Origin of the sequence: Curtobacterium sp. AG1037 (assembly GCF_003349855.1) — a bacterium.
Lineage (GTDB): Bacteria > Actinomycetota > Actinomycetes > Actinomycetales > Microbacteriaceae > Curtobacterium > Curtobacterium citreum.
The window spans coordinates 21,948-35,300 of record NZ_QQAO01000006.1; the positions used below are offsets into that span (position 1 = coordinate 21,948).

The 13,353-nt window shown below is 74.6% G+C and carries 12 protein-coding genes; 8 read left to right on the plus strand and 4 right to left on the minus strand.

The genetic code is table 11. From position 1 onward, the window contains the following. The first annotated feature begins 16 nt into the window (after positions 1-16). Positions 17-1,414 carry an amidohydrolase family protein gene (locus DEU32_RS10320; protein WP_114850460.1) on the plus strand — a complete coding sequence of 466 codons (1,398 nt, stop codon included), beginning with the start codon at positions 17-19 and terminating at the stop codon, positions 1,412-1,414. A 99-nt stretch (positions 1,415-1,513) separates the two neighbouring features. Here DEU32_RS10320 and DEU32_RS10325 read toward each other — a convergent pair whose 3' ends face one another. After that, a complete protein-coding gene (locus tag DEU32_RS10325) occupies positions 1,514-2,467 on the minus strand; it encodes a PDR/VanB family oxidoreductase (RefSeq protein WP_114850461.1) in 954 nt (317 codons plus the stop codon). Beyond that, entirely contained in the window at positions 2,464-3,081 is a 618-nt protein-coding gene (locus DEU32_RS10330; RefSeq protein ID WP_114850462.1) for a helix-turn-helix domain-containing protein, read from the minus strand. Before DEU32_RS10330 ends, DEU32_RS10325 begins: the two co-directional genes overlap by 4 nt. A 139-nt stretch (positions 3,082-3,220) precedes the next feature. Here DEU32_RS10330 and DEU32_RS10335 point away from each other — a divergent pair, with 139 nt between their 5' ends. The 7 genes from DEU32_RS10335 (at position 3,221) to DEU32_RS10365 (ending at position 10,504) form a co-directional block, all read left to right on the plus strand. Next, positions 3,221-4,507: an amidohydrolase family protein gene (locus DEU32_RS10335; RefSeq protein WP_114850463.1), complete on the plus strand. Its 1,287-nt coding sequence runs from the start codon at positions 3,221-3,223 to the stop codon at positions 4,505-4,507. A gap of 51 nt (positions 4,508-4,558) precedes the next feature. Next, positions 4,559-5,326 (plus strand): ABC transporter ATP-binding protein, encoded by a 768-nt coding sequence (locus DEU32_RS10340; protein ID WP_254631475.1) that lies wholly within the window; start codon positions 4,559-4,561, stop codon positions 5,324-5,326. Then, the gene (locus DEU32_RS10345) at positions 5,326-6,195 is read left to right on the plus strand and encodes an ABC transporter permease (RefSeq protein WP_058743405.1); all 870 of its coding nucleotides are present in this window, start codon (positions 5,326-5,328) and stop codon (positions 6,193-6,195) included. Before DEU32_RS10340 ends, DEU32_RS10345 begins: the two co-directional genes overlap by 1 nt. Before the next feature lie 111 nt (positions 6,196-6,306). Next, positions 6,307-7,494 (plus strand): hypothetical protein, encoded by a 1,188-nt coding sequence (locus tag DEU32_RS10350; RefSeq protein WP_058743376.1) that lies wholly within the window; start codon positions 6,307-6,309, stop codon positions 7,492-7,494. Between the two features lie 105 nt (positions 7,495-7,599). Continuing rightward, positions 7,600-8,985: an FAD-binding oxidoreductase gene (locus tag DEU32_RS10355; RefSeq protein ID WP_114850464.1), complete on the plus strand. Its 1,386-nt coding sequence runs from the start codon at positions 7,600-7,602 to the stop codon at positions 8,983-8,985. After that, on the plus strand, positions 8,982-9,869 hold the full coding sequence (locus DEU32_RS10360; protein ID WP_114850465.1) for a creatininase family protein: 888 nt from the start codon (positions 8,982-8,984) through the stop codon (positions 9,867-9,869). The genes DEU32_RS10355 and DEU32_RS10360 overlap by 4 nt, the downstream gene beginning before the upstream one ends. Then, a complete protein-coding gene (locus DEU32_RS10365) occupies positions 9,866-10,504 on the plus strand; it encodes a pyridoxamine 5'-phosphate oxidase family protein (protein ID WP_114850466.1) in 639 nt (212 codons plus the stop codon). The genes DEU32_RS10360 and DEU32_RS10365 overlap by 4 nt, the downstream gene beginning before the upstream one ends. 124 nt (positions 10,505-10,628) lie before the next feature. Here the strand turns inward: DEU32_RS10365 and DEU32_RS10370 are convergent, their stop codons facing one another. Both DEU32_RS10370 and DEU32_RS10375 read right to left on the minus strand, forming a co-directional pair. Beyond that, positions 10,629-12,254 carry a CdaR family transcriptional regulator gene (locus tag DEU32_RS10370; RefSeq protein WP_114850467.1) on the minus strand — a complete coding sequence of 542 codons (1,626 nt, stop codon included), beginning with the start codon at positions 12,252-12,254 and terminating at the stop codon, positions 10,629-10,631. Further along, positions 12,251-13,327 carry a DUF917 domain-containing protein gene (locus tag DEU32_RS10375; RefSeq protein ID WP_181819260.1) on the minus strand — a complete coding sequence of 359 codons (1,077 nt, stop codon included), beginning with the start codon at positions 13,325-13,327 and terminating at the stop codon, positions 12,251-12,253. The genes DEU32_RS10370 and DEU32_RS10375 overlap by 4 nt, the downstream gene beginning before the upstream one ends. Positions 13,328-13,353 lie beyond the last annotated feature (26 nt).

The following is a 13,353-nucleotide window of genomic DNA, read 5'->3' on the forward strand; positions in this document are numbered from 1 at the left end:
ACCCTAGGTTCGCCCCATGTCACAGACCCTGATCCGCGCCGGCTGGGTGCTGACCGCAGCACCGGACGACGCCGCCACCCCCGCCGCGATCCGCGACGGCGCCGTCCTGCTCGACGGGGACCGCATCGCCGCCGTGGGCACCTTCGCGGAACTGTCCGCCGCCCACCCGGACGCCCCGGTCCGCGGGGGCGCGTACGACGTCGTGACCCCGGGGTTCGTGAACACGCACGGGCACTTCAGCGAGGGGCTCATCACCGGCATCGGCTCGCAGTACACCCTGTGGGAGTGGCTCACGGCGCTGATCGGCCGCGTCAACCCGGTGATGACCCGCGAGAAGGCCTACGCCGGCACCGTGCTGCAGGGCATCCAGCTGCTCCGGAGCGGTGTCACGACCGCGAACGACATGTTCTGCGCGGACCCGATGCCCGACGAACCGGCGACCCCCGGGGTCGTCGCGGCGCTCGAGGACCTGGGCCTGCGCGGCGTGGTGTCGTTCGGCTCCGGGGACGTCGACCGGGACTTCGGTGCGACGCCGATCCTCGAGGAGTTCGAGGCCCTGCGCGAGGCCGCCGACGCCAGCCGGTACAGCACGTTCCGGGTCGGGGTGTCGTCGATCGGGCGGTACACCGACGACACCTGGCAGGAGCACGTCGACTACGCGGTCGCCGGTGGCCACGGCGTGCACGTGCACTTCCACGAGGTCCGCGAGGAGGTCACCTCAGCCCGGCAGCGCACCGGCCGCACGGCCATCGGGCACGCCGAGGCCACGGGCATGTTCCAGGTGCCGGTGATCGCGGCGCACAGCGTCTGGGTCGACCGGGAGGACCGCGAGCGCTACGCGTCGAACGGCGTCGGCGTCGCCCACAACCCGGTCGCGAACGGCATCCTGGCGAGCGGCATCGCCCCGGTCGCGGAGCTCCGGGCCCTCGGCGTCCCGGTCGGCATCGGCGTGGACGGGCCGGCGTCGAACGACTCGCAGGACTTCCTGCAGGCGATGAAGACGGCGGCGCTCCTGGCGCGCGTCCGGGACCTGCAGGCCACGGCCATGAGTGCGCGCGAGGCGTTCGAGATGGGGACCATCGGCGGCGCCCGCGCGCTGCGGATGGACGCCGAGATCGGCTCGCTCGAGCCGGGCAAGCGCGCCGACCTGGTCGTGTTCGACGGCGACTCCCCCACGCTGGCGAACGTGCACGACCCGTACCAGGCGGTCGTCTTCGTCGCCGGCAGCCGTGAGGTCCGCGACGTCTGGGTCGACGGCGAGCTGAGCGTCGCCGACCACGACGTCACACGGGTGGACGTGCGCGAGGCGGTCGCCCGCGCCCGCCCCCTCGCCCGTCAGCTGGTCGCCGAGGCGGGGCTGGAGCGCCTCTCGGCGCTCACCGGCGGCGCACTCGACGACACCGAGCGTCCGTAGGGGCGGTCCCCGACCCGGGTCGGGGACGCGGACGGACGGGAGGCGGTGCGCACGTCGTGCGCACCGCCTCCCGTCCGTCCGTCCCCGGCCCCGGCCCCGTCAGAGTTCCAGGACCAGGCGCGGACAGCCGCGCCGCGCGCGCGAGACGCAGACCATCATGCTGCGGTCGTCGGCCTGCTCCTCGGGACTGAGGACGGTGTCGCGGTGCTCCACCGCACCCTCGAGCACCGGGGTCTCGCACGTGCCGCACGTGCCCTCGCGGCAGGAGGACAGCACGAACGCGCCGGCCTCCTCGGCGACCTCGAGCAGGGTCCGGTCGGCGGGGACCGTGACGGTGACGCCGGTGACCGCGAGCTCGACCTCGAACGGCTCGCCGGGGGCGTCCACGTCGGCGGCCGGCTCGAAGCGCTCGACCCGGAAGCTGCCGGCCGGCCAGTGCGCGGCCGCGGCCTCGACCGCGTCCATGAGGCCGCGAGGGCCGCAGCAGTACACGACGGCGTCGCGCGGCTCGGCGAGGAGCCCGACCACGTCGAGCCGCGGGTGCTCGTCGGCGACCGCGAGGGCGACCCGGTCGGGGTGCGCCGCGACGAGGTCGTCGACGAAGGCCATCCGGTCGCGGGTGCGCCCGGCGTAGTGGAGCTCCCACGGCGTCCCGGCACGCTCCGCGGCGGCGATCATCGCGGTGATCGGGGTGATCCCGATGCCGCCGGCGACGAAGACCGCGGGGCGGGACGGGTCGAAGCCGAAGTGGTTGCGGGGACCGGCGACCGCGACCTCGGTGCCGACCGCCAGGCCGTCGTGCACGGCCGCCGAGCCGCCGCGCCCGTCCGGTTCCCGGAGCACCGCGATCCGCCAGTGCCCCTCGGGGGTCGTGCCGACCAGGGAGTACTGCCGCTCCGTGCCCGGCGCGACCTCGAGGTCGACGTGCGCGCCCGGCTCCCAGTCCGGCAGCGCGGGGTCGTCGAGGGGCGCGAGGTCGAGCGCGACGACGTCGGTCGCGACCGTCCGGCGGGCGGCGACGCGCAGCCGCCGGCGCTCGGGCGCCCCGGTCACGCGACCACTCCGGCGCGCGGGGTCTCCTTGACCACGATCATGTGGAAGCGGCTGCCGTCCGCGCTGCACCACCGGTGGCCGGTGCCGCCGCGGTAGTAGGCGGAGTCGCCCGGCCCCAGGCGGAGCGGCTCCTGTCCGCGGAGGTCGAGCAGGACGTCGCCGGCGAGCACGGTGAGGAACTCGTCCTCGCGGTGCTCGAAGTACTCGCCGAGGTCGGTGTTGTCCCCGGTCCACTCGAGCGGTTCGAAGGCGTGCGGTCCGGCGTGCACGAGCAGCCGCGCTTCGCCGCTCGAGAACGGCCCGCGGGCGCCCTCCCCCGCCCGGATCACCTCGGGGGCGCGGTCGTCCTGCTCCGGGCGCTCGGGGGCGCCGGCGGCGAGCAGTTCGACCTGGGTGGTGCCGAGCGAGGCGGCGATCTTCTCGAGCGACACCATGCTCGCGCGGGAGTGTCCGCGTTCGACCTGGCTGAGGAACGGGTGGGACAGGCCGGTGGTCTCGGCCACCTGCACGAGCGTCAACCGGGCGGCGCGACGACGTGCGCGGATGTGCTCGCCGATGCGCTGCGTCTGCTCGTCGACGACGCGGTCGTTCTCGGTGGGGGTCGCGGTGCTCACGCGGACTCCTCTCGGTGTCGTTCCGGGTCTGAGCGGGTGTCACACACGGCAACCGCCGTGAAACGAGGGGGAAACACACCCGCCCTAGCATCGGAGATGTTGATGCGATCAACATTCTCACACAACCCGGGAGGCCGCCATGGACTCGTCAGCACCGCGTCCGGTCGACCTGCTGCGCGGTGCGCTGCTGCACGACGGACGGCTCGTCGACGTCGCGATCTCGGGTGACACCGTGGCCGAGGTCGCCCCGGCCGGCACGCTCCGCGGCTCGGTCGACGGCACACTCGACCTCGCCGGACGACTGCTCCTGACCGCCCCGGCGGAGCCGCACGCGCACCTCGACAAGGCCCTGAGCGCCGACGCGATCCGCCCGCCGCTCGGCGACCTCGGTGCCGCGATCGCGTCTTGGTCCGCCCACGCCACGACCATGACCGTCGACGAGATCGCCGACCGCGCCCGCACCGCAGCGCTGACCATGCTCGCCGCCGGCACCACCGCGGTCCGCAGCCACGTCGACGTCCTGAGCGGTCGCCGCAGTGTCGACGACGCCCCGGCCCCCGTCGAGTCCGCCGTGCGCGGTGCGCAGGCCCTCGTGCGGGTCCGTGACGAGCTCGCCGGGCTGATGGACCTCGAGCTCGTGGCCCTGGCCGGACCGCTCGCCCCCGACCACCACGTCGAGGCCGTGCTGGCGTGCGGCGTCGACCTGGTCGGCGGCGCCCCGCACCTGGCCGAGGACCCGCTCGCCGACGTCGACCGGCTGCTGGCCCTGGCCGACCGGCACGGGGTCGGCGTCGACCTGCACACCGACGAGAACCTCGACGGACCGGTCACGCTCGACCACTTCGCCCGCGCCGTCAGTGCTCGCCGTGATCCGGGCACGGACGGCCGCACCTGGACCGCCGGGCACTGCGTCCGGCTCGGCACCCTCGGGCCCGAGCGCCGCGCGGAGGTCGTCGCCGACGTCGCCGCGGCGGACCTCGGCATCGTCACGCTGCCGATCACGAACCTGTACCTGCAGGGCTGGCAGCACCCGGTGTCCACGCCCCGCGGGCTCACCGCGATCCAGGCGCTCACGGCGGCCGGCGTCCGCGTGGCCGCCGGCGCCGACAACGTCCGCGACCCGTTCAACCCGGTCGGCCGCAGCGACGCACTCGAGACCGCGTCCCTGCTCGTGACGGCCGGCCACGTGACGCCGGACCAGGCGTACGCGATGGTGAGCGACACCGCCCGGAGCGTGATGGGCCTCCCGGCCGCCGGTCCCGTCCCCGGACGGCGAGCCGACCTGCTCGCGATCGCCGCGACCAGCGTCACCGACGCCGTCGCGAACGCCCCGGCCGACCGCATCGTCCTGTCCCGCGGGCGGCTCGTCGCCCGCACCGAGGTGCGCACCACCGTCGCCGCGACCGCGGCGCCCGTGCCCGCCTGACCCCGACACCCCCGACCCGATCCGCACACCCACCGAGGACCCGAGGTGACCGTGACCACCACCGCCCCACCGCCCGTCACCGCGACGGACACCCTGCTCGACTTCCGCGACGTCGAGATGACCTTCCCGAACGGGACCGTCGCCCTGCAGGGCGTCGACCTGACCGTCGACCGCGGACAGTTCGTGTCCGTCGTCGGCCCCTCCGGCTGCGGCAAGTCGACCCTGCTCCGCATCGCCTCCGGGCTCGAGTCCGCGTCGCACGGCACCGCCGGGGTCGCGACCGACCGGATCGGCTACGTGTTCCAGGACGCCACCCTGCTTCCATGGCGCTCGGTGCAGGGCAACGTCGAGCTGCTCGCCGAGCTCGGCCACGTCCCGAAGGCCGAGCGAGCCGCCGGGGCCGCGCGCGCCATCGACCTCGTCGGGCTGACCGGCTTCGAGACGAACCTGCCGAAGCAGCTCTCCGGCGGCATGCGGATGCGCGTCTCGCTCGCCCGGTCGCTGACGCTCGACCCGGAGCTGTTCCTGTTCGACGAGCCGTTCGGCGCCCTCGACGAGATCACCCGCGAGCGCCTCAACGACGAACTCCTGCGCCTGTTCGTCGAGCAGCGCTTCGCCGGCCTGTTCATCACGCACTCGGTGTCCGAGGCCGTGTACCTGTCCACCGAGGTCATCGTGATGTCCGGCCGTCCGGGCAGCATCGTCGGCCGGTTCGAGGTGCCGTTCCCGATGCCCCGCGACCCCGACATCCGCTTCACCCCCGAGTTCGCCGAACTGGTCGGCGAGGTCTCGCACGCACTCCGGGAAGGACACCGCTGATGGTCACCCTGCAGGAGGTCTCCGAGGCCCGGGCCGTCCGGACCGCCGCGCGCCGCACCGCAGGCCGTCCCCGTCGTGCCGTCACGTGGTGGCCGCCGCTCGTCGTCCTCGCCGTGCTCGTCGGCATCTGGTACGCGGCGGCGGCGTACTACGACCACGTCCGCGGGCTCGCCTTCCTGGTGCCGTACCCGCACCTCGTGCTCAAGGCGATCGTCGCGCCGACGATGCCGGACGGGTCGCCCTCCACCTTCGGCACCGACCTGTGGTCCGCCCTCGGCCGCACCACCGTGGTGTCGCTCGTCGGACTCGCCTTCGCGATCGTGATCGGCGTCGCCTGGGCGATGGCGATGGCGCAGGCGAAGTGGCTCGAGCGCTCGCTGTACCCGTACGCCGTCGTGCTGCAGTGCGTGCCGATCCTGGCGCTCGTGCCGCTCATCGGCGCCCTGTTCGGCTACGAGTTCGCCAGCCGGGTCATCGTCACGGTGATGATCGCCCTGTTCCCGATGGTGTCGAACACCCTGTTCGGCCTGCAGTCCGCGGACCGGGCGCAGCGCGAGCTGTTCCGGCTGCAGCGGGCGAGCCGGTTCGCCCGGCTCGTGAAGCTGCAGTTCCCCGCCGCCCTGCCGTCGATCTTCGTCGGCCTGCGCACCTCGGCCGGCCTGAGCGTCATCGGCGCGATCGTCGGCGACCAGTTCTTCCAGCGCGGCAACCCCGGCCTCGGCGTCCTCATCCAGGTCACCGCCTCGCGCCTGATGGGTCCGGAGCTCTACGCGACGATCATCATCGCCTCGCTCTACGGCGTCGCCGTCTTCCTCGTGTTCGGACTCGTCGGCCGCCTGGCCGTCGGGCGCTGGCACGACTTCAGCTGACCGGCCCGCCGGTCCCGCTCCACCCCCACAGCACACCCGTCCCCCACCACCCCTCCCCGCACCACCCCTTCCCGACAGCACCACGAGACCCGCACCACGAACGGAGCCTCCATGCGCACCACCACCCGACTCGGCGTCGCGACCGCCGCCCTCGCCGCGACCGCGCTCGCCCTCACCGGATGTGCCGCCGGCTCGTCCTCCGGATCGAGCACGACCGCCGCGACCGCGCAGTCCGCCTCCGGCCCGAAGGTCGACCTGTCCGGGGTCTGCCCCGCGACCGTCGTCGTCCAGACCGACTGGAACCCCGAGGGCGAGCACGGCCACCTGTACCAGATGCTCGGGCCGGACCCGCAGATCGACGCCTCGGGCAAGACCGTCACCGGCGACCTGTACGCGAACGGCAAGAGCACGGGCGTCAAGCTCGAGATCCGCGCCGGCGGCCCCGCGATCGGCTACTCGAAGGTCTCGTCGCAGATGTACCAGGACAAGTCGATCACCCTCGGTTACGTCTCCACCGACGAGGCCGTGCAGTTCTCCGGCAACCTGCCGACCACGTCCGTCTTCGCCGAGAACGACACGTCCCCGATGGCGATCATGTGGGACCCGAAGACCTACCCGAAGGTCGACAGCATCGCGAGCCTCGGCAAGGCCCTGGCGAAGGACGGCGGTGTCGTCCGCTACTTCAACGGCGCCGCGTACATGACCTACCTCGAGCAGTCCGGCACCCTGCCGAAGAGCGTCCTCGACGGCAGCTACGACGGCACCCCGTCGAAGTTCGTGTCGGCCGGCGGCAAGGACGCGCAGCAGGGCTTCGCGACCGCCGAGCCGTACATCTACCAGAACCAGGTCGCGGCCTGGGGCAAGAAGGTCGACTACGCGCTCATCTCGAGCACCGGGTGGAACCCCTACCCCGAGGCGATGTCCGTGCGCAGCGGCGACCTGACGAAGCTCACCCCGTGCCTGCAGAAGCTCGTCCCCGTGATGCAGCAGGCCGACGTCGACTACCTGAAGGCACCCCAGGCGACGAACGACCTGATCACGAAGCTCGTGCAGCAGTACAACAACGGCTGGACGTACGACTCGAAGGTCGGTGCGTTCGCCGCCGCGCAGATGGTGAAGCTCGGCATCGCGAAGGACACCGACGGGTACATCGGTTCCGTCGACGACCAGCGCATGCAGGACTTCATCGAGAAGGCGAAGCCCGTCTTCGCCGGCTCCGGCGACGTGAAGAGCGACCTCAAGGCCTCGGACCTGTACACGAACGAGTTCCTCGACAAGCAGATCGGGCTCGGCAAGTGACCCGGGTCGGCTGAGCCGACCCACCACCGGACGGGAGGCGCGGGGCACGCCCGCCCCGCGCCTCCCGTCCGCCGTTCCCGCACCACCCACCCCACAGGAGTGAGCATGACCACCGTCACCCCCGCCGCCACCATCGTCACCCCCGCCGCCCTGGCGGCGCTCCGCGCCGATCTCGTCACGCTCCTCGGCGAGCGCGGGGTGAGCGCCGACGAGCGCAGCCGCGCCCGCGCCTCCGTCGACGAGGCGACCATGAGCCCCATCCTCAGCGCGCAGCTGCCCCTCGGCCTCGCCGACCTCGTCGCCTACCCCGCGTCGGCCGACGACGTCGCGGCCACCCTGCGCGCCGCCGTCCGGCACGGCGTCCCCGTCACCACGCGGGGGAAGGGCACCGGCAACTACGGCCAGGGCATCCCGCTGCACGGCGGACTCGTGCTCGACACCTCGCGGGCGCGCGCCGTCGTCGAGGTCGGCGAGGGCTGGGTCACGGCCGAGGCCGGCGCCTCGATGGTCGCGCTCGAGCAGGCCGCCGCCGCCACCGGCCAGCAGCTCTGGATGTACCCGTCCACCGCGCAGTCCACGATCGGCGGGTTCCTGTCCGGCGGGTCCGGGGGCACCGGGTCCATCGCGCACGGGTCCAACTGGCAGGGGTTCGTCACGGCGCTCGACGTGGCGCTGCCCGGCGCCGACGGACTGCTGCACGTCGAGGGCGACGAGGCGCAGCCGTTCGTGCACACCTACGGCACCGCGGGGATCATCGCCCGCGCCACCGTCCGGCTCGAACCGCTGCAGGAGTGGCGCGCCGTGTACGCGTCGTTCCCGACGTTCGAGGAGGCCCTCGTCGCCGTGCGGACGCTCCGCGGGCTCGACCCCGTGCCCCGGCTCGTCAGCGCCGATCGCGCCGAGGTCGCCGCGACGCTGCCCTCGGACGCCGCGATCCCGGACGACCGGGCCAGTCTGCGGGCGATCGTCGACGACGCCGTGCTCGACGAGGCACGGGCGCTGATCGAGCAGGCCGGCGGGAGCGTGCTGGACGTCCGCGAGGGCCTGCAGCAGACCACCAAGGTGTCGATGCTGTCCTACAACCACCCGATCTGGTGGCTCAAGCGGAACACCCCGGACACCGAGTGGTTCCACGTCGAGGTCGGCGGCGAGGCCCTGATCGACCGGATCGCCGAGGTCGAGGCCGTGTACCCGGGCGGGATGCTGCACATCGAGGCGGCGCACGTCGGCCCGATCGGGATGCTCACCGCGCCGTACACCGGGGCCGAGGACGTCTACGCCGGGTACCCGCTGCTCCGCGACCTGGGGGTCCGGGTGCACAGTCCGCACCAGTACTACGTCGACCACGGTGTCGAGGAGCTCGTGGCGCTCAAGCAGCGCACCGACCCCGAGGGGCTGCTCAACCCGGGGCACGTGATCGATCCGTCGCTCGTGGTCAGCGGCGGCTCGACGGCGTCGGCGCAGCCGGTCGTCCCGGGGTTCGGCAAGTGACCGCCGGCTCACGGCTGCTCGCCGAGCTGTCCGGCCCGGCGGTGGCCGCGGGGCTCGGTCCCGACTCGATCGTCGTGCAGCCGACCGGTGCCGTCGAGCACCACGGCCCGCACCTGCCGCTCGTCACCGACTTCCTGCTCGCCGACCGGATCGGGGGCGCCGCCGTCGAACGGGCCGCCGCCGAGGGCCTGGACGTCTGGCAGCTCCCCACCATCGCGTTCACGAAGTCCGACGAGCACAGCTGGGCGCCGGGGACCGTGTGGCTCGACGAGTCGACGATGTTCGACACCGCGGTCCAGGTCGGACGGGCGGTCGCGCTGATGGGCGCCGGCTCGCTCGTGTTCGCGAACGGACACGGCGGGAACGTCGCGCTCCTGCAGGTCGCGCTGCGGGAGATCCGGAAGCGCTACGGGCTGAAGACGTTCCTCATGCCGACGCTCGCGCGGGTCCCCGGCCCCTCGGGCGAGGACGCCGACGAGCGCGGCCTCGGGATCCACGGCGGTGCGGCCGAGACGTCGATGATCCTGCACCTGCGGCCGGACCTGGTCGACATGTCGCTCGCCGAGCGGTGGGTGCCCGACCACCTGGCCGAGTTCGAGCGGATCCGGTTCAACGGCGGGCCGGTGTCGTTCGGCTGGCTGTCGAACGACTTCGGGACGCCCGGGGTCGTCGGCGACGCGAGCCGGGCCACGGCGGCGTACGGGCAGGCGCTGTGGGACGTGTCGCTCGACGAGGCGGTGGCGTCGCTGCACGAGATCGCGCGCTTCGACCCGGCGGTGGCGCGGCCGGCGGCCGGCGCCGGCGCCGTCGCGGGTGGTGCCGGCGCGGGTGGTGCCGTCGGGGTCGGTGGTGCCGCCGTTCCCGCTGTGGTGGCGGTGTCGTGACCGTGCTGCCGGGGCAGGCGGCGGCCGCGACCGGCGACGCCGCTGCCCCGGCCGACCCGGCCGCCCTGGTCGACCCGCTCGTCCTGGCGGCGGCCTGGCTGCCGTCGGCCGAGGACGGCCCGGGTCCGACGATGACGCTGTCGACGGTCGGGCTCGACGGCTACCCCGACGCCCGGACCGTGCTGCTGTCGCGGTTCGACGGGGAGCGCCTGCACTTCCACACCGACGCGAGGAGCCGGAAGGCGGCCGAGCTCGCCGAGCTCGCCCGTGCGGCGGTGACCCTCGTCTGGCCGGAGGCGGCCCGGCAGCTCGTCGTCGTCGGCGACATCGCACCCGTGACGGACGCCGAGGCCCGAGCCGCCTACGCCGCCCGCACGCGGTACCTGCAGGTGCTCGCGTGGGTGAACGACCGCGAGGCCGCGGAGCGTGACCCCGAGCACCGGCGACGGGTCTGGGCGGACTTCACGGCGTCGCGCGGTGGTGCTGCGCTCGATCCGCCGTCGACGTGGGCCGGGTACGCGCTGACCCCGCATCGGATGGTGTTCTGGCGCGGTGCTGTCGACGCCGCGAGCCACCGGACGGCGTACGAGCGGGGCCCGGACGGCTCGTGGTCGCAGGAGTCCTGGCCGGGCTGACCGGCGTGCTGTGCCCGCACTCGGCGGCTTCGAACCACGTCCCCGACGTCGAACCAGCGGCGCCGCTCGGTTCGACGTCGGGAACGTGGTTCGACCCGCGCACGCGACGCCGGGCTGACCGGCGCTACGCCCCGCCGAGCGCCCGCGTCGCCAGGTGCAGCGCGAGCCGGGTCTCCGGGTCGCCGAGGTCGACGCCGAGCAACCGCTGCACCCGGTCGATCCGGTCCGCCACGGTGTTCCGGTGCACCCCGAGCACGGCCGCGGTCTCGGCGACGGACGACTCGGCGTCGAGGTACGCCGCCAGGGTCGAGCGGAGCGCTCCCCCGCCGCGCTCGAGCGGGGCGAGGAGCTGCTCGGCCGCCGGCAGGAACGTGTCGGTCTGCGTCCACGCGAGCAGCAACTGCGCCAGCCCCAGGCGGTCGACGTGCACGAACCACCCCGACTCGGGCCGGGCGGCGGCCAGGCGGACGGCGTCGCCGGCTTCGCCGAGGGTCCGGACGAGTCCGGCGGGCCCGGCGTGCACGCTCCCGACGCCGACGTTCGTGTCGACGGCCGAGCGCAGCGCGTTCTGGGCGGACCGGACGGACGCGGCGAGGGCGGCCACGGCGGCCCGGTCCGGCTCGTGCGGCACGGAGCACCAGAGCGCCCAGCCGTCGGTCTGCTCGACCACGACGACGTCCAGGCCCTCGCCGTCGAAGGCCATCTCGACCTCGCGGCGCAGGGCGACGGCGTCGACGGGTCCGCGGGCGACCAGCCGGATGCCGACGTGCCACGCGTCGAGCTGCCACCCCGCGGCGATGGTGCGCTGCACGAGCGGCGGCGCGGGTGCCCCGTCGGCCGTGCGGAGGTCGTCGAGCATCGCCATCCGGTAGCGGGCGTCGCGTTCGTCGTCGAGCCGGGTGAGCACGAGGCGGTGCCCGGCCGCGACCGCCGCGACCCGCAGCGCCGTGGCGAGCGTGGCCCGCTCGGCGCGGAGCGGCGCGGTCAGCCCGACGGCCAGCCAGGCGCGCGGCCCGATGCCGGTCGGCACCGGCACGGCGACGACCGTCTCGGCAGCGCCGCCCGACGAGCCAGCACCACCGGACGACGCAGCGCCGCCCGACGACGCAGCGTCACCCGACGAGCCAGCACCGTCGGACGAGGCGCCGTCGCCGGGGTCCGTCGCCCACACCGGCTCGCTCGTGCCGACCGTCCGGGCGAGCAGCGCGGCCGTCGACGGCGCGACCCCTGCCCCGCGGAGTGGTCGACCGGAGGCGTCGAGGAACCGCACCGGGTGCCCGAGGTCCGCCTCGAGCCGGGTGAACAGGTCCTCGAGCTCGGGGCCGGCGTCGAGCCCGGCGCGCGCGGCGACGACCGCGGCCCGGGCGGCCGGGGCGTCGCCGGTGCCGATCAGCTCGTGCACCCGCACCGACGTCGTCCACGGGTCGGGCGTCGCGAGCACCCCGACCCCGAGCCGGTCCGCGAGCGCCGCGGTCCCCGGCCCGGGCAGCGGGGTGTCCTCCGCCACGGCGACGACGAGGACCGCGACCCGGGCGGACGCGGCACGACGGAGCAGCACGTCGAACCGGGCGTCGAAGCGGGCCACGGGGGTGAGCAGCACGACCGCGTCGTCCTGCGGGGTGAGCGTCCGGCCGACCTGCTCCGGCGTGCCGACGACCCCGCGGACCGCCGCGACGGTGCCGGTCACCGGTCCCACGAGCACCTCGGTGCCGGTCGGCAGCAGCGGCAGGAACTCCGCGACGGGGATCACGCGGCGACCTCCGGCACGAGGTCGGCGTCGATGCCGAACGCCCGCGGCGACACCCGTTCCGTCCGGCGCGGGTCCGCCCGCCACCACGGGGCTCCGGGGAGCACGAGCACGGCGAGCTCGTCACCGACGCGGGCCCGGTCGGTCGCCACGGGCCGCAGGGACCGTGCGTCGACGACGACGATGCAGCTCGGGGTGGCCGCGACCGGCTCGCCGTCGACCAGGCAGTGCACCCACTCGCTCCCCGCCTCGACCCGGACGACGGCCCCCGACCCGAGGTCCTGCAGTGCCATCGACCCGTGCACGAAGGCCACGGCGTCGCCCCCGCGCTGCACGTCGAGCACCCGACCGTGGGCGACCAGCCGACCACCGACCGCGGCCGCGAGCGTGCCGACGTCGCGCGCCCCGGCAGCGGCCCGTCCGGCACGGAGCGCGCGGCTGACACTGCCCAGGACGGCGCGGTCCGCGAGCGTCCCGGCGTCGACGGGGCCGATCGCGAACGCCGCCCACCCGCCGCTGTGCGACACCGCCTCGCGCCACACCGTCTCGAGGTCGCTCGGGTCGGGGGCGTCGACGACGATGCGGAGGCCGCTCGACGTGACGGCGGCCGCGGTGACCGGGACCGGGTCGACGAACAGGGACAGCTGGTCGATCCGTGGCGTCGCCCGACCGACCAGGTCGGCGTCGACGAGCGGCAGCCCGGCCGCCACGGCCGTCAGCGCGGCCGCGGGTCCGGTGACCCCGCCGATCTGCGCCGCGACGACGGCGTCCGCCCGCCGACCGGTCCAGCGCTCGACGGCCGCGAGCGCGTCCGGCAGTTCACGACCGCTCGGGGTCTTCTCCTCGAGCACGGTCGTGGATCCGATCAGCCCGACCGCCACCACCGACCCGAGCGCGCCGTCCAGCGGCACGACGGGCACCGCGGCCGCGGCGAGCGCGGTCCGCAGCGCGTGCAGCATGTGGTCGACCTGACCGCCGCCACCGCACCCCAGGAGCGCGGTGCCGCGACCGAGGTCGTCGACGTCGACGGCCTGGAGGCTCGTCACGGCTCCGTCACGCTGCTCGCCCTGGTGCACACCGTCGATCCTCGCGCATCAGCGCG